The following is a 16744-nucleotide window of genomic DNA, read 5'->3' on the forward strand; positions in this document are numbered from 1 at the left end:
CGTGCCGCCGGACAACGGAGAGGGTCTGACATGCAGATGGAAAGATTGAGGACCCGCGACGTCTTCGTGACCGAGGCGCTGGCGCGCCGGGAACCCAGCGATCCCGATTTCGTTCTCGACAACCTGGCCCTGCAGGACCTGGCTGCCCGCATGGTGGCGGACCCGGAAGCTGTCCTTTCGCACCTGGTGGACCTGGCCCTGGAGGCTACCGGCAGTGTGTCGGGCGGCATCAGCGTGTTCGAATCCGAACCGGCGCCCGGCCTCTTCCGCTGGCATAACCTGCGCGGCGAACTGGAGCGGTTCAGCGGATGCACCACGCCGCGCCACTACAGCCCTTGTGGCGTTTGCCTGGATGAAAGCCGGCCGGTGCTGGTCGAAAAGCCCGAGCGGGCCTATTCCTGGCTGGTCGAGGCCGGCGTCGGGCTGCCGGAGTGCCTTCTTGTGCCGCTGTTCGTGGGCGGAACGGAGCCGCTGGGCACATTGTGGGTGGTGTCGGAGGAGGTCGGCCATTTCGACCGGGGGCACACCAAGATCCTCAGCGATCTTGCCAGTTTCACCGGCATGGCGCTTCACATGCGCTGGTCGAGGGAACGGCTGGAGGCGGCGCTGGAAGAGCAGCGGTTGCTGATGCAGGAACTGTCGCATCGCGTGAAGAACAGCCTGCAGGTGGTCGGCGGGATATTGCGTCTCGATGCCAGGAACGCCGGCGCGGAGGCGGGCGAGCTGCTGCTGCGGGCGGCCGGGCGCGTGCAGTCGATTGCGACGATCCATGATCTGGCCTGCCGGTCGGACAGTTGCCAGAGCATCGAGCTTTCCGACTATTTCACCGCCCTGGCCGAGGCCCTGGAGGAATCCACTGCCGCGCAGGAAAGGGCGGTCCGGGTGAAGGTCCGGATGCCGCGGCTGATGCTGCCCTCCGACACGGCCATCGTTCTCGCCCTCATCGTGAACGAGACAGTGACCAACGCAGTCAAGCATGCGTTCGAGGGTCGGGACGGCGGCACCGTGCGGATTCTTGGGGAAGCGGCCGGCGGACGGTTGAAGCTGACGATCGCCGACAATGGCCGTGGCAAGGGAACAGCGGCACCGTCAGGTGGCCTGGGGTCGGGCCTCATCCAGCGGTTGGCGCTGCAGCTCGGTGCCGAGTTGAGCGAAGCGGACGGGCCGGAAGGGCATGCCGTGGTCCTGGATATGCCGGTTGCGGATCTGACATCGCTCGCTTGACCGGCATGCAGGGTCGGGCAGCCCGGCAGCTTCAATCCTCCAGCGGGATCACCCGCGGCCGGGCGCCGCCGACGGCGAGCGCCAGCTTGCCGGCCTTCAGCGCCAGCGCATCCTCGCCGAAGATCTCGCGGCGCCAGCCTGCCAGGGCGGCGACCTCCGCCGCGTCGTCGGCGGCGATCGCCTCCAGGTCGTCGGAGGTGGCGATCAGGCGCTGCGCCACGTCGTGCTCTTCCGCCTTCACGCGCAGCAGGACCCGCAGCAGTTCCACGATCGAGGCCGGCGGCTTCGCCTTGCGGGGCTGCCGGTCCTGCATCGGCCATTCGGATTTCGGCGTGTCGATGCCGCGCTTGATCGCGGCCATCAGCGCCTTGCCCATCGGGCCCTGGGCGAAGCCCCTGGGCATGCCGCGGATCCGCGACAGGCCGGCCTCGTCGGTCGGCGGGTGGCCGGCGATGTCCAGCAGCGCCTCGTCGCGCAGCAGCCGGTTGCGCGGGATGTCGCGCTCCTGCGCGGCGCGCTCCCGCCAGGCGGCGACCTCGCGCAGCACCGCCAGCGCGCGGGGCTTGGCGCCGCGGGTCTTCACCCGCAGCCAGGCATCCTCCGGCTGCATCGCATAGGTGCGCGGGTCGGTCAGGCGCCCCATCTCCTCCGCCAGCCAGGGGGTGCGGCCGTTCTCTTCCAGCTGCGCCTTCAGCGCCAGAAAGACCTGCCGCAGATGGGTGACGTCGCTCAGCGCATAGTGGATCTGCCGGTCGGTCAGCGGCCGTCGCGACCAGTCGGTGAAACGCGAGGACTTGTCGATCTCCGCCCCCGCCAGCTGAGCGACCAGCTTGTCGTAGGCGACCTGGTCGCCGAAGCCGCAGACCATGGCCGCGACCTGGCTGTCGAAAATCGGCGCCGGCAGCCGGCCGGACCGCTTGTAGAAGATCTCCAGGTCCTGCCGGGCGGCATGCAGCACCTTCACCATGCTGTCGTCGTGCAGCAGCTCGTCCAGCGGCGCCAGGTCGATGCCTTCCGCCAGCGGGTCGATCACGGCGCCGCTGCCCTCCGGCGCCTTGCCATCGTCATCGACCGGTCCGGCGACCTGCACCAGGCAGAGCTGCGGCCAGTAGGTGGACTCCCGCATGAACTCGGTGTCCAGGGTGATGTAGTCGGCGCCCTTCAGGCCCTCGCAGAAGGCGGCGAGCGTATCGGTGTCTGTGATCAATGGCATGCCGGCTCTTTAGCATGGGGCCGCGGATATTGCATGGGGGAGGGCGCGGGGCGGGCTGCTTGACTTCCGCCGGTCAAGGCTGGCATGTCAGCCGCGCTTTTCCCCCCACGATTGCCGGAGCCCCGGGCCCCAGCGGCCGGGCGATTGTCATGACCGAAACCAGCACCATGCACCCCTTCCGCTCCCATACCTGCGGCGCGCTGCGCAGCTCGGATGTCGGCACCTCCGTCCGCATCTCCGGCTGGGTGCATCGCAAGCGCGACCACGGCAACCTGCTGTTCGTCGACCTGCGGGACCATTACGGCATCACCCAGTGCGTGATCGAATCCGAGGCGGAGATCTTCCGCCAGCTGGAGACGATCCGGTCGGAGAGCGTGCTGCGCATCGACGGGCGGGTGGTGGCGCGCGAGCCGGAAACCGTGAACCCCAACCTGCCGACCGGCGAGGTGGAGATCCGGATCGAGGATATGGAGGTGCTGTCGGCGGCCGCCGAGCTGCCGATGCCGGTGTTCGGCGAGCATGACTATCCGGAAGATATCCGGCTGCGCTACCGCTTCCTGGATCTGCGGCGGGAGCAGCTGCACCGCAACATCGTGATGCGGTCGAAGATCATCTCCTCGTTGCGGAGGCGGATGGTCGACCAGGGCTTCGTGGAGTTCCAGACGCCGATCCTGACCGCCTCCAGCCCGGAAGGCGCGCGCGACTTCCTGGTGCCCAGCCGGATGCATCCGGGCAAGTTCTACGCCCTGCCGCAGGCGCCGCAGCAGTTCAAGCAGCTGATCATGGTGGCGGGCTTCGACCGCTACTTCCAGATCGCGCCCTGCTTCCGCGACGAGGATGCCCGCGCCGACCGCAGTCCGGGCGAGTTCTACCAGCTCGACATCGAGATGAGCTTCGTGGAGCAGGAGGACGTGTTCCGGGCCGTGGAGCCGGTGCTGCGCGGCGTGTTCGAGGAATTCGGACCGGCGGAGGGCCGCGAGGTCGCCCCGGGGCCGTTCCCCCGCATTCCCTTTGCCGAGGCGATGCTGAAATACGGCTCCGACAAGCCGGACCTGCGCAACCCGATCGAGATCGCCGACGTGACCGAGGCGTTCCGCGGTTCCGGCTTCGGCATCTTCGCCAAGGCGATCGAGGCCGGCTCGGTGGTGCGCGCGATCCCGGCGCCGGGCGCGGCGGCGAGCCATGCCCGCAGCTTCTTCGACAAGATGAACGATTGGGCGCGCCAGGAAGGCTGGCCGGGCCTGGGCTATATCCAGATGGTCGATGGCGGCGGCAAGGGGCCGATCGCGAAGAACCTGGACGATGCCCGGATCGCGCAGATCCGCGAGGCGGCGGGCCTGAAGGACGGCGACGGCGTGTTCTTCGCCTGCGACAAGCCGCTGAAGGCGGCGAAGCTGGCCGGCCTGGCCCGCACCCGGGTGGGCGAGGATCTGGACCTGATCGAGCAGGGCATCTACCGCTTCTGCTGGATCGTCGACTTTCCGATGTACGAATATGACGAGATCGAGAAGCAGGTGGTGTTCAGCCACAACCCCTTCTCGATGCCGCAGGGCGGCCTGGAGGCGCTGCAGAGCAAGGATCCGCTCGACATCCTGGCCTACCAGTACGACATCGTCTGCAATGGCGTGGAACTGTCCTCCGGCGCGATCCGGAACCACCGCCCCGACATCATGCTGGAGGCGTTCCGCATCGCCGGCTACGGCGCGGAGGAGGTCGAGGCCCGCTTCGGCGGCATGCTCAACGCCTTCCGCTACGGCGCCCCGCCGCATGGCGGCATCGCGCCCGGCGTCGACCGCATCGTCATGCTGATCCTGGACCAGCCGAACATCCGCGAAGTGATCCTGTTCCCGATGAACCAGCAGGCGCAGGACCTGATGATGCAGGCCCCCAGCGAGGTGCATGCCAAGCAGCTGCGCGAGCTGCACATCCGCACCGTGATGCCGGAAGCGAAGAAGCCCGGCTGACCTTCTGGCGAAACGCCCGGCCCAAAAAAGGCACGGCGGGGCCTGCCGGTCGCAGGCCCCGCCTTGTTTTCCGGCTCATATAGTGTATATGCACGATATGAGCGATGAAAAACGAACGGCCGGGAGCGGGGAGAATGCTGGCGATGTCGCACGGGAGGCGGCCGATGCCTGCTTCTGCCTGCGTGCGCGGCAGGCCGCCCGCCTGGTGACGCGGCGCTATGACGACGCCCTGCGGCCGGTCGGCCTGCGGATCACCCAGTTCACCATGCTGGCGGCGGTGACCGCAGCCGGGGGCAGTCTGTCCTTCAGCGCCCTGGCGGAGCGGCTGGGTATGGATCGCACCACCTTCAGCCGAAACGTGGCCCCGCTGCGGCGCCGCGGTCTGGTGGTGCTCCGCGACGACCTGCCGGGACGCGCCCGCAGCGTCGCCCTGACGGCGGAGGGCGCGGCGCTGTTCGCCCGGGCAGCGCCACTCTGGCGCCAGGCGCAGACCGAGCTGCGCGACCTCCTTGGCGATACCGACTGGCAGGCGCTGGGGCAGGGACTCGCCCGTGCAGGGGCCCGCATGTCAGAGGCGATGGATCCGGCCTGACCGAAGCCGGCCTGCCGGCTGTCCCCCTCTGTCTGTGCGCTATGACGTGTATATACACTTCATGAAGGAGGATGTCCGGATGAGACATGAGCGCGACTTGATGAAGCCGCTGGCGCCCCTGCCTGCCGGCCGTCCGGGCGATGAGTGGGCCATGGCGGCCGGGATCGGCGCACCGCTGCGGCGCCTCGAGGATGAGCGGCTGCTGCGCGGCAGGGGCAGCTTCACGGCCGACCTTGCCGCCGGCAGCGGCGCGCTCGCCATGGCGGTGGTGCGGTCGCCGCATGCCCATGCGGCGATCGAAGGCATCGACCCGGCGGCGGCCCTTCGCCTGCCCGGCATGGTCGGCGTGCTGACCGCAGCGGATCTCGACCGGCAGGGGATTGCCGACCTGCCCTGCGACTGGGTCCCGCCTGGCATGACCGCCGCCCCCCTGCACCCGGTGCTGGCGCGCGACCGGGTGCTCTATGCCGGGCAGCCGGTGGCGGCGGTGTTTGCCCGCTCTGCCGCCGCCGCGCTGGACGGCGCGGAAGCAATGGCGGTGCGCTACCGACCCTATCCCGTGCTGGCCGACCAGGAGGCGGCGCTGGCACCCGGTGCCGCGGCGCTGCACAGGGAGGCGCCGGGCAACCTGGCCTACCGTTTCTGGCGGGAGGGCGGCCGGCCCGCTGCGGCGATCGCTGCCGCGCCGGTGCAATTGCGCCGGCGCTATCGCAACAATCGCCTGGCGCCCGCGCCGATGGAGGGGCGGGCGGTGTTGTCGACCTACGATCCGGCGGCGCGGCGCCTGACCCATGTCACGGGCAGTCAGCTGCCGCATGTCCACGCCCGTGCCCTGGCAGACTGCCTCGGCCTGCCGATGCATCGGCTGGACCTCCGCGCGCCGGATGTCGGCGGCGGCTTCGGTGCCAAGCTCTGCTTCTATCCGGAGGATGTGCTGGCTGCCGTCGCAGCGATGCGCTTCGGCACGGCGATCCGCTGGGAGGAAAGTCGCAGCGAAGGCTTCCTCGCCACCACCCATGGCCGCGACCATCTGCAGGAGGTGGTGCTGGCCGCCGACCGCGACGGCCGCATCCGCGGCCTGCAGGCGCGGCTGACCGCGGACCTTGGCGCCTATGCGATCGGCATGGGGCCCGGGGTGCCGGCGATCAATGCCGGCCTCTCCGTCAGCGGCCCCTATCGCATCGACGACCTGTCGGTGGAGGTGGTCGGCGTCTACAGCAACCGGACGCCGACCGGACCCTATCGCGGCGCCGGCCATCCGGAGGCGACCTACCTGATCGAACGAGCGGTCGACGATCTGGCCGCGGAGCTCGGTCTCGATCCGGTCGAACTGCGGCGGCGCAACATGTTCCCGCCCCGGGCACTGCCGCGGCGTCTGCCGATCGGATTCGCCCTGGATGGCGGCGATTTCGCCGCCACAATGGACAGGGTCCTGGCGATGGGGCGGGACGCCGGCCTGGCGGCGCGCCGTGCCGCGGCCCCGGTCGGTCATGCCCGCGGCATCGGCCTGGCGGTCTATTCGGAACTGAGCGGTGCCGCGCCGTCGATGGGGAAGGGCGCCGTCGGCTTCCGCCGCGCCGGGCATGAGAGCGCCCGGCTGGTGATGCATCCGGACGGGCGGGTCACCCTGTTCTCGGGCACCCACAGCCAGGGCCAGGGACATGCCACCGCGCTGGCGCAGATCGCGGCTCAGGTGCTGCAGGTGCCGGAAGCCGACATCGCCGTGGTCCAGGGGGAGGCAGGGCGGATCCCGTTCGGCACCGGAACCTACAATTCGCGCAGCATGGCGGTCGGCGGAGCGGCGGTGCATCGCGCCGCGCGGCTGGTGCTGGCACGGGCCCGGCGGATCGCCGCAGGGCGTCTGGGCTGCCGGCCGCGCGACCTGGCATACCGGGACGGCCGCTTCATTGCTCCGTCGGGGCCGGCCGCCGTCCTGCGGCGCGGCGCGGCGGCACTGGGCCGGCGGGTCAAAGGGCAGGTGTTCCGCCGGCTGACCGGATTGGCCCTGCCGCCGGCCACCATGCCAGGGCCGGGCGCGGAGATTGCGATGGCAGAGGTGGCGCGGCTGGCGCATCTGGGGCACGACCTGCCGCTCGGCATGGCGCCGGGACTCGAAGCGGTGGCGAGCTTCGATCCGCGTGGCATGCCGGCGGCGAACGGCGCCCATCTGGCCCTGGTCGACGTGGACCTGGAGAGCGGGCAGGTGCGGCTGCTGGAGCATCTGGCCGCGGAGGATTGCGGCACCGTGATCAACCCGCTGCTGGCTGCCGGCCAGGTGCATGGCGGCATCGCGCAGGGCGCCGGGCAGGCGCTGATGGAGGCGATGGTCCATGATCCGGAGGGGCAGCCCTTGAGCGGGTCGTTCGGCGATTATGCAGTGCCGCGTGCCGCGGACCTGCCGGCCTTCGGGACCGGCCATGTCGTGACGCCCAGCCGGCTGAACCCGCTGGGGGCGCGCGGCATCGGCGAGGGCGGCGCGATCGGCGCCCCGCCGGCGATCGTCAACGCCGTGCTGGATGCGTTGCGGGCGCATGGCGTGACGGCGCTGGACATGCCGCTGTCCCCCGAACGCATCTGGCGCGCGCTGCAGGCCGCAGCGGACGGGGAGGCCGGCGCCGACGGCGAGTGATCCATGGCCTCCGGCGGTGCCTCCCGCGTAGAATGAGGGATCTCAACCCCGTTCGTTTCAGGGAGGACATCATGGGGGCGTTGGATCCGGGCGCGAAGCTTGTGCTGGACCTGGTGGAGAAGGCGCAGGCCGAGGGCGCGAAGCCGATCGACCAGCAGACGCCGGCGGAGGCACGGCAGACCTACGAGAACCAGCGCGGCCCCCTGACCCCGGAGCCGCCGGAGGTCGCCGCGGTCCGGGACTTCACCGTGCCCGGTCCGCGGGGCGAGATTCCGGTGCGGCTGTACCGGCCGGCCGGCAGCAGCGACGGCACCGCGTTGCCGGTGATCGTCTTCTACCATGGCGGCGGCTGGGTGATCGGCAGCCTCAACACCCATGACGTGGTCTGCCGCGGCCTGGCCAACCATTCCGGCTGCGCCGTGCTGTCGGTCGACTACAGGATGGGGCCGGAGGATCCCTTCCCGGCAGCGGGCGAGGACAGCTATGCGGTGCTGGAATGGCTCACCGTGGCGGGGGAGGGCCAGGGCCTGGATTCCACCCGGATCGGCGTTGCCGGCGACAGTGCCGGCGGCAATCTCTCCGCCGTGATGACCCTGATGGTGCGGGAGAAGAACGGCCCGCCGATCGCCTGGCAGGGTCTGATCTATCCGGCCACCGACATGCGCGGCGGCTACGAGTCGCGCAAGGCGTTCGGCGAGGGCTATCTGCTGACCCAGGCGGCGATGGACTATTTCGAGGGGCACTACCTGCAGGGGCCCGGACCGCGGACCGACTGGCGCGCCTCTCCCATCCTGGCAGACGACCTAGCCGGCCTGCCGCCGGCCACCATCGTCACCGCCGGCTTCGACCCGTTGCGCGACGAGGGCAGGGCCTATGCCGACCGGCTGCGCGATGCCGGCGTGCCGGTCACTTACAAGTGCTTCGACGGCCAGATCCACGGCTTCTTCACCATGGGCCGGGTGATCCCGGAGGCGGAAGCGGGGATCCGGCTTATCGCGGAAGGAGCCCGGGCCGTCCTGAAGCCGTGACAGCGGCCGGGCCCAGGCAGCCCCGCGGGGTGGCTCGATGACCACGGTCACCGTCACCGGCACGGCGGGCGCCGATGCCCTGGCCCTCACCGCCGGTCAGACGCAGGTCGTCTTCGACTGGCAGGGCGGGGCGGACAGCATCAGCTTCTCCTCCGGGGCCACCGATCTGCTGCACCTGGGGACGCCGACAGCCAATACCGTGATCGGCGGGGCGGGCGCCGACCTGGTCGCATTCACTGCCAATGCCACGGCCATGCTGGCGGCGCTGGAAAGCGTGATCGGCACCGCTTCCGCCGAGGCGATAACCCTGTCGGGCGACACCACCCTAATGGTGGCGTCGCTGGACAGCCTGATCGGCTCGGCCTCGGTCGAACGGATCACGGTCAGCGGCGATGCCAGCATCCTGGTTGGCGCCATCGACAGCATCACCGGCGCGGTGACATCAGACAACCTGACCGTCGCCCTGTCCGGCGCCGGCAGCACGACCATGGCCTGGATCGACCTGGTCATCGGCTCCGCCTCGGCGGAGCAGGTGACCCTGTCCGCCGCGACCTCGGTCACCGCGTCCGCGCTGGAGACGGTGCTCGGCTCTGCCTCGGCAGAGCGGCTGACCCTCAGCGGTGCCGCGACGACCATGGTGGCGGCGCTGGAGACCCTGCTGGGATCCGCCTCGGCCGAGCAGGTCACCCTGTCGGGCGCCGCGACCGCCACGGTGGCCTTGCTGGACACCCTGCTGGGCAGCGCCTCGGCCGAGGTCGTGACCGTCAGCGCCGGCGGCGCTCTGCGGGCGCAGGCGATCGACACCCTGGTCGGCAGCGCGTCCGCCGATGCCGTGACCCTGGGCGACGACCAGTCCGGCGGCCTGGTCAACCTGCTGACCGGCGCGGACAGCCTGGCGCTGAACAGCGCCTCCCTGGCGGGCTTCGACATCTCCGCCTTCAATGTGGAGACCCTGGTGGGCAGCGCCACCGGCGACCGGGTCACCCTGGGCGGCGCGGCGGGCGCGACGACCACCGTGGCCCTGGTCGAGACCCTGATCGGCAGCGGTACCGCCGATCTGGTGACCCTGAGCGCCGCCGCCACGATGACCGCGGCCAACATGGAGTCCCTGGTCGGCTCCGCCTCTGCCGAGCAGGTCACCCTCAGTGCGGCGCAGACGCTGGGGGTGGGCGGCATCGACACCCTGGTCGGCAGCGCCTCCCTGGAATGGGTGACGATGGCGTCCGGTGGCGGCACCCTGCGGGCATCCGCCCTGGACACCCTGGTCGGCACGGCCGGCGCGGCGGAGCATGTCACCCTGGGCGCCGCCCAGACCGCCGGCATCGTCAACCTGCTGGGCGGCAATGACCGGCTGCAGCTGGCCGATGCCGACACCACCCTCAGTGCCTACAACGTGGAGACGGTGACCGGCGGCACCGGCAGCGACTATGTCACCCTGGGCGGCGCGGTGGGCCAGACCGGCACCGCGTCAGCGCTGGAGACGCTGGTCGGCACGGCGAACGCCGATATCGTCACGGTCGGCAGTGCGCAGACCACGGGCCTGTTCAACCTGCTGGGCGGGGCCGATATCCTGAACCTGTCGGACGGCGTCAACATCGTCACCGCCTACAATGCGGAGACCGTCACCGGCGGCGCCAGTATCGACACCGTCAGCCTGGGCGGCGCCGGCAATACGACGGTTCAGGTCTCCGCGGTGGAAACCCTGATCGGGGTGGACGGGGCAGGGCGCTGGGTGGCCCTGTCGGGCGCCGCCACGGCGACCGCGTCCGCCATCGACACCCTGGTGGGCACCAGCGCCGACGACAGGCTGACCCTGGGCGCCGCCGCGACCGGCAGCATCGTCAACGCGCTTTCGGGCAGCGACAGCCTGACCCTGGCCGACGGCAGCAACGCGATTTCCGCCTACAATGTCGAGACGGTGACCGGCGGCAGCGGCGCGGACAATGTGATGCTGGGCGGCAATGCGGCGCAGACCGTCAGCGCCTCGGGCGTGGAGACCCTGGCCGGCTCCGCCCATGACGACACCCTCACCGTCACCGCGGGCAGCACCCGGGTGGTGGGCAATGCCGGCGCCGACACGGTCTCGCTGCAGAACGGCGCGGGCACGGAGGCGGTCGGCTATGCCGCCCAGACCGATGGCAGCGCCTTCGGCACCGCCAGCGGGGCGGACACCATCCTGAACTTCCAGTCCGGCACCGACAGCCTCACCGTGCCGTCGGGCAGCATCCTGGAAAGCGCGGTAGATGCCAGCGGCAACGGCAGCCTGTCCCTGGTGACCCGCGGCCAGGGCGCGGTGGTGCTGGGCAGCGACGAGATGGTCTATCTCAGCGCGACGGCGTCGACCGGCAGCCTCGCCTCCAGCAGCCTGACCGGCTTCCTGTCGGCGCTCGGAACCGTCAGCGGCACGGGCCGTGCGCTGGTGCTCGCCAATGACGGGGTCAATTCCGGCCTCTACTACCTGAACGACTTCGGCGGCGGCGGCATCGAGGCCGCCAATGTCCGCATGCTCGGCCTGTTCCAGAGCACCGTCCTGCAGAGCAGCGATGTCAGCCTGCCGTGAGGCCTTCCCGACCCTGAGCAGTGCCCGACCCGGAGATGCACCCGGCCCCGGGGATCTGCCCGCTCCGCCGGCACGACCGCTTGGCTTGGCATGCCGCATGACGCAATAGTTGCGCCCTGCAATCGGCAGGCATGACGGGGCGGCAATGACGACGGTTACCATTACCGATACCAGCGACGGCGACCTGATCGCGCTGACGGCGACGCAGACCCAGGCGATCTTCGACTACCAGGGCGGCGCCGACATCATCACCTTCCGCAATGTGCCGACGGAGATGCTGCACCTGGGCATGCCGACCGCGAACACGGTGGTCGGCGGCGCCTGCGCCGACACCCTGCTGCTGTCCAATGCCGCCGCCGTCACGGTCGGCCTGGTCGAGACGGTGATCGGCAGCTCCGCCAGCGACACGGTTTCGTTCTACCTGCCGGTCACCCATGCGGTGGTGAACCTGATGGGCAACGGCGACACCCTGCTCCTGACCGGCAGCGACAACAGCCTGACCGTCTACAACGTAGAGCGGATCTTCGGCGGGACAGGGGCCGATTCCGTCACCCTGGGAAGTTCGGAGGGCGGCGCGACGACGACGGTCGCCGGCATCGAGACGCTGCTCGGCAGCAGCGCCGCGGAGCATGTCACCCTCAGCGGGGCGCAGACCCTGACTGTCGCGGCCATCGACAGCCTGGTGGGCGGCATCGCCGGCGAGCGGATCGACCTCAGTGGCGATGGCGCCGTAACGGTGGCGGGCATCGACACGGTGGTGGGCGCGGCTTCCGCTACCCAGGCCCTGTCGCTTTCCGGTGGCGGCCGGGTGACGGTTGCCGCCGTCGACACGGTTCTGGGCTCGTCGGCGGGCGACCGGGTCGACCTGTCCGGCGGCGGCCTCGTCACCGTGGCGGGGCTGGAGACCGTGACCGGCACCGGCAGCGGCGTGCAGGTCGCCCTGTCCGGTGCGGGCAGCGTGACGGTGGCCGGGCTCGACAGCCTGGCCGGCAGTGGCGGCGGCGACTTCGTCACGGTCAGCGGCGCACCGACGATGACGGTCTCCGGCATCGAGACCCTGGTCGGCGGGAGTACCGGGCAGCACGATGCATCCGCATTCGAGCGGATCATGGTCAGCGGCGATGCGAGCATGACGGTCGCCCATATCGAGAGCCTGTTCGGCGCCGTCTCCGACAGCGTGACCGTGACCCTGTCGGCCGCCAGCACGCTGACCGTATCGGGCGTGGAGTCCGTGCTCGGTTCCGCCTCCACCGATCGCCTGATCATCACCGGCGCGGGCAACACGACGGCGGCGGGGATCGACATCCTCACCGGCGCCGGCACCGTCGACCAGGTCGCCCTGTCCGGCGACAACACCATGTCGGTCGCCAATGTCGAGACCTTGATCGGCTCGACCGCGACCGACCATGTGACGGTCAGCGGCGACGTGACGATGACGGTCAGCCAGATCGATTCCATTGTGGGCAGCTTCCGCTACGAATGGATCAACGCCACCGGTCCCGGCACCATGATCGCCCGCGACATCGACACCCTGGTCGCCGGCGGCGATCAGGCGGAGAACGTGACCCTGGCGGTCGCCCAGAACGGAGCGATCATCAACCTGCTGGCCGGCGCCGACCGGCTGCAGCTGGCAGACGGCAGCAACGCGGTCAGCGCCTTCAACATCGAGACGGTGACCGGCGGGACCGGCGCGGACGCCGTCAGCCTGGGCGGCGCCGGCGGCAATACCGTCCAGGTCGCCGCAGTGGAGACGCTCAGCGGCAATGCCGACCTGCAGTCCGTCACCCTCGGCGCCGCCGGAACCGTGACGGTCTCCGGGGTGGAGACGGTGACCGGCGCGGGGGGCGGGGACTGGGTGGCGCTCAGCGGCGGCGGCAGCCTGACGGCCAGTTCGGTGGCGACCCTGGTCGGCACCGCGGCCGCGGCCGACGCGGTCACCCTGGCCGCCGCGCAGAGCGGCAACATCGTGAACCTGCTCGGCGGCGGCGACAGCCTGGCCCTCGCCGCCGGTGGCAACAGCCTCAGCGCCTACAACGTGGCAAGCCTGAACGGCGGCGCCGGGGCGGACTGGGTCTGGATCGGCGGGGCGTCCGGGCAGAGCCTGACCGCGGCGGCAACGGAAACCCTGGTGGCGGGCGCGCAGGGCGATGCCGTGACCCTGGCGGCGGCCCAGACCGGCGCCATCGTGAACCTTCTGGGCGGCAGCGACAGCCTCGCCCTGGCGGATGGCGGCAACAGCCTCAGCGCCTTCAACGTGGAGAGCATCGCCGGCGGCGGCGCCGCCGATGCGGTATCGCTGGGTGGTGCCGGCGCGACGACCGCCACGGTGCAGGCTGTCGAGACCCTGCTCGGCATCGGCGGTGCCGGGCGCTGGGTGACCATCTCCGGCCCCTCGACGGTGACCGCCGGCGGCATCGACACCCTGGTGGGCAGCGGCGGCGACGACAGCTTCGAGATGGCTGCCGCTGCCAGCGGCGTCATCGTCAACGGCCTGGACGGTGCCGACAGCCTGACCCTGTCCAGCGGCTCCAACCTGCTCACCGTCTACAACATCGAAACCCTCTACGCCGGCGCCGGATCCGATAGAATCCAGCTGGCGGGCGCGACCGGCCAGACCGTGGCGCTGGAGGCCGTGGAGACCACCATCGGGACTGCGGCGGCGGACCAAGTGACGGTGCTGCACGGCCTGGCGCTCATCGAAGGTGCCGGCGGCGCCGACACCTTGGTCCTGACGGGCAATGGCGGCTTCGCCATTGCGGCCTATGGCGCGCAGTCCGATGGCGGCGGTTTCGGCAGCCCCACCGGCCATGACATGGTCACCGGCTTCGACACCGGTACCGTCTACAACGGCACCTACTATGCCGATGGCGACCGGCTGTGGGTCACTGCGGGCAGCAGCCTGGAGGCCGATCTCGACGCTGACGGCAACGGCACCCTGTCGATGACCAGCCGCGGGCAGGGCGCCGTCAACCTCAGCGCCGACGAAATGGTCTACCTGACCCAGGCCGTCGCCTCGGGGGGGCTGGAGAGCGCGGGCTTTGCCGACCTGCTGTCCGCCCTGGGCAGCATTGCCGGCACCGGAACCGCGCTGGTCCTTGCCAATGACGGCACCAGTTCCGGCCTCTACTACCTCGACGATTTCGGGACCGGCAGCGTCAGTGCCGGCAATATCCGGATGCTGGCGCTGTTCCAGAACGCCGTGCTGCAGGCCGCCGACATCTGGCCGGGCTGACCGGCCGTCGGCCCGCAAGCGGCTGCGCATTGCGGACGGGGCCCGGTCGCGGGCAGGCTGTCGGGTGACAGGCGGCATCCGAAGAAGATGCCGGCCGGTGATGCCTGAGGGAGGGCCCGATGTCCGTACAGCAGCTTGAGAATACCGAAGCCGTGAACCCGCGCACCATGGAGGAGGCGCGGGCCCTGGTGAAGCATGTGGAATCCCTGTTCATGCCCTGGAACGTGGAGGCGCTGGTCGCCGGCTTCACGCCGGACTGCGTGATCCGCTTCGGCGACCTGCCGGAATTCGGCGGCCACGACGCGCTGCGCCGCTTCTTCACCGCGCGCAGCGAACGCCAGCGCAACTACCGCCTGACCAAGACCCTGCGCGGCCTGATGGGCGATACCATCTGCAACAGCTGGGAAGGGGCGTGGGAGGATGCCGCCAGCGGCCAGGCGATGACCGGCTTCGGCTGCGAGATCTGGCAGATGCGGGGCGGCAGGATCGCGGTCTGGGAGGGGGCGTTCAACGCCGGGCCGGTCGGCGGTCAGGGCAGCATGCAGTCGCTTCTGACCTGATTTTCCGGCAGCCTGCTGCCGCTCAACGTGATGGAGGGGAAATGTCAGACATCGGATACGAAGCGATCCTGCCCGAGGGCTGGGAGCGGCCGCGCGGCTATTCCCATGCCGTCGTCGCCGGCGGCACCCGGGTGGTGAAGATCGCCGGGCAGATCGGCCGCGCGCCGGACCAGCGGCGGGTGGAGAGCGACGATTTCGGCACCCAGTGGCGGATCGCGATGGAGAATCTGGTCGCGGTGCTGCGCGCCGCGGGCGGCGAACCGCAGCAGCTGGTGATGCTGCGCGCCTATGTCACCGAGATGGCGGAGTTCAACGCCGCCGGCGCGGCGATCGGCGCGGCCTGGGGGGCGACCCTGGGGCGGCATTTCCCGGCGATGACCCTGGTGCAGGTGCAGGCCCTGATCGATCCGGCCGCCAAGGTCGAGATCGAGGGCGAGGCCGTGCTGCCGTAGCGCACTCCCGGAGCCGGCGGAAACCTCGTCGTTCTCGCGCTTGACCCGAGAACCCATTCCGCTGGCCGTACGGCAGCTTGAAGGCTGGCGGAATGGATCCCCGGCTCAAGGCCGGGGACGACGATCGTGAATATGTCGCCGCTTCCATCGTCTGCGGGGCGCTCCAGCCTGCGGCGAACGCTGGCGAAAGCGAAAGGGCGGCACCGCAGGTGCCGCCCTTTCATGTCTTCGGCCTCCGGCCGGGCCGTCAGACGGTCCAGGTATGGCCGGAATGCAGCAACTCGTTCAGGGTGGCGTTCGGCTTCTTCTCCATCGCCGAGGTCACCTGGCTGGTGACGGCCACCTCGTAGGTCGGTGCCGGGTCGTCGTAGAGGACGCCCATTGCGACCGGCATGTTCGGCGGCTCCATCTGCGCCAGCAGGGTGGCCAGCACCGGGTTGGTCTGGTCGTGGACCAGGATGTCATCCTCGGTGATGCCATCCTCGCCGATCACCACCGCCTCCAGGGTCAGGGTCTTGGGGTTCAGGCGGATACCCTTGTTCTTGTCCTTGCCGTAGATCAGCGGCTCGCCATGGGTGACCAGAAGCTGAGTCTCGTCGGCGGAGCCCTTCTCGGTGATCTGCCCGAACACGCCGTTATTGTAGACGATGCAGTTCTGCAGGATCTCCACGAAGCCGGTGCCCGGATGGGCATGGGCGCGCTTGAGCACCTCAGGCAGGTGCTTGGCGCCGACATCGTAGGAACGGCCGACGAAGCGTGCGCCCGTGCCCAGCGCGAAGGAGCAGGGATTGGTCGGCCGGTCCACCGAGCCCAGCGGCGTGGAAGGGGAGCGGGTGCCGAGCCGCGAGGTCGGCGAGTACTGCCCCTTGGTCAGGCCGTAGATCTCGTTGTTGAACAGCAGGAACTGCAGGTTCACGTTGCGGCGCAGGACATGCAGCAGGTGGTTGCCGCCGATCGACAGCGCGTCGCCGTCGCCAGACACCACCCAGACGTCGAGCTCGGGATTGGACAGCTTCAGCCCGGTCGCGAAGGCCGGCGCGCGGCCATGGATCGTGTGGAAGCCGTAGGTGTCCATGTAGTAGGGGAAGCGCGCCGCGCAGCCGATGCCGGAGATGAAGACCATGTTCTCCTTCGGCACGCCGAGTTCCGGCATGGTGCGCTGCACCGCCTTCAGGATCGCATAATCGCCGCAGCCCGGGCACCAGCGCACGTCCTGGTCGGTTGCGAAATCCTTCGCGGTCAGCTTGGTGTCGATCTTGGGAACGTTCATCTCGTTTCTCCCAGCTGATC

11 protein-coding genes are annotated in these 16744 nt (G+C 70.1%); 9 read left to right on the forward strand and 2 right to left on the reverse strand.

The annotated features are described in order from the left end of the window. Positions 1 to 30: 30 nt before the first annotated feature. Entirely contained in the window at positions 31 to 1224 is a 1194-nt protein-coding gene (locus tag ACFOGJ_RS17745) for a sensor histidine kinase (RefSeq protein ID WP_379902978.1), read from the forward strand. 31 nt (positions 1225 to 1255) lie between these two features. Here ACFOGJ_RS17745 and rnd read toward each other — a convergent pair whose 3' ends face one another. Continuing rightward, positions 1256 to 2437, reverse strand: coding sequence for a ribonuclease D (gene rnd / locus ACFOGJ_RS17750; protein WP_379902980.1), 1182 nt, complete (start codon positions 2435 to 2437; stop codon positions 1256 to 1258). A 167-nt stretch (positions 2438 to 2604) separates the two neighbouring features. Here rnd and aspS point away from each other — a divergent pair, with 167 nt between their 5' ends. From aspS to ACFOGJ_RS17790, 8 genes are all read left to right on the forward strand, one after another. Next, complete coding sequence (gene aspS, locus ACFOGJ_RS17755) at positions 2605 to 4401, forward strand: aspartate--tRNA ligase (RefSeq protein ID WP_379903676.1); 1797 nt, start codon at positions 2605 to 2607, stop codon at positions 4399 to 4401. 97 nt (positions 4402 to 4498) lie between these two features. Next, positions 4499 to 4993, forward strand: a complete 495-nt coding sequence (locus tag ACFOGJ_RS17760; protein ID WP_379902982.1) for a MarR family winged helix-turn-helix transcriptional regulator — start codon at positions 4499 to 4501, stop codon at positions 4991 to 4993. A 79-nt stretch (positions 4994 to 5072) separates the two neighbouring features. Continuing rightward, positions 5073 to 7622 (forward strand): xanthine dehydrogenase family protein molybdopterin-binding subunit, encoded by a 2550-nt coding sequence (locus ACFOGJ_RS17765; protein ID WP_379902984.1) that lies wholly within the window; start codon positions 5073 to 5075, stop codon positions 7620 to 7622. Positions 7623 to 7693: 71 nt separating this feature from the next. After that, the gene (locus ACFOGJ_RS17770; protein ID WP_379902986.1) at positions 7694 to 8650 is read left to right on the forward strand and encodes an alpha/beta hydrolase; all 957 of its coding nucleotides are present in this window, start codon (positions 7694 to 7696) and stop codon (positions 8648 to 8650) included. A gap of 37 nt (positions 8651 to 8687) precedes the next feature. Beyond that, the gene (locus ACFOGJ_RS17775; RefSeq protein ID WP_379902988.1) at positions 8688 to 11210 is read left to right on the forward strand and encodes a beta strand repeat-containing protein; all 2523 of its coding nucleotides are present in this window, start codon (positions 8688 to 8690) and stop codon (positions 11208 to 11210) included. Between the two features lie 145 nt (positions 11211 to 11355). Then, positions 11356 to 14442, forward strand: a complete 3087-nt coding sequence (locus ACFOGJ_RS17780) for a beta strand repeat-containing protein (protein ID WP_379902989.1) — start codon at positions 11356 to 11358, stop codon at positions 14440 to 14442. A 119-nt stretch (positions 14443 to 14561) separates the two neighbouring features. Next, complete coding sequence (locus ACFOGJ_RS17785) at positions 14562 to 15002, forward strand: nuclear transport factor 2 family protein (RefSeq protein WP_379902991.1); 441 nt, start codon at positions 14562 to 14564, stop codon at positions 15000 to 15002. A gap of 41 nt (positions 15003 to 15043) precedes the next feature. Next, positions 15044 to 15454, forward strand: a complete 411-nt coding sequence (locus ACFOGJ_RS17790; protein ID WP_379902993.1) for a RidA family protein — start codon at positions 15044 to 15046, stop codon at positions 15452 to 15454. Positions 15455 to 15701: 247 nt separating this feature from the next. On the opposite strand, the gene ACFOGJ_RS17795 is transcribed toward ACFOGJ_RS17790, so the two are convergent. Beyond that, the gene (locus ACFOGJ_RS17795) at positions 15702 to 16724 is read right to left on the reverse strand and encodes a 2-oxoacid:ferredoxin oxidoreductase subunit beta (protein ID WP_379902995.1); all 1023 of its coding nucleotides are present in this window, start codon (positions 16722 to 16724) and stop codon (positions 15702 to 15704) included. Between the last annotated feature and the right edge of the window lie 20 nt (positions 16725 to 16744).

This window comes from Marinibaculum pumilum, from assembly GCF_042646425.1.
Lineage (GTDB): Bacteria > Pseudomonadota > Alphaproteobacteria > Ferrovibrionales > Ferrovibrionaceae > Marinibaculum > Marinibaculum pumilum.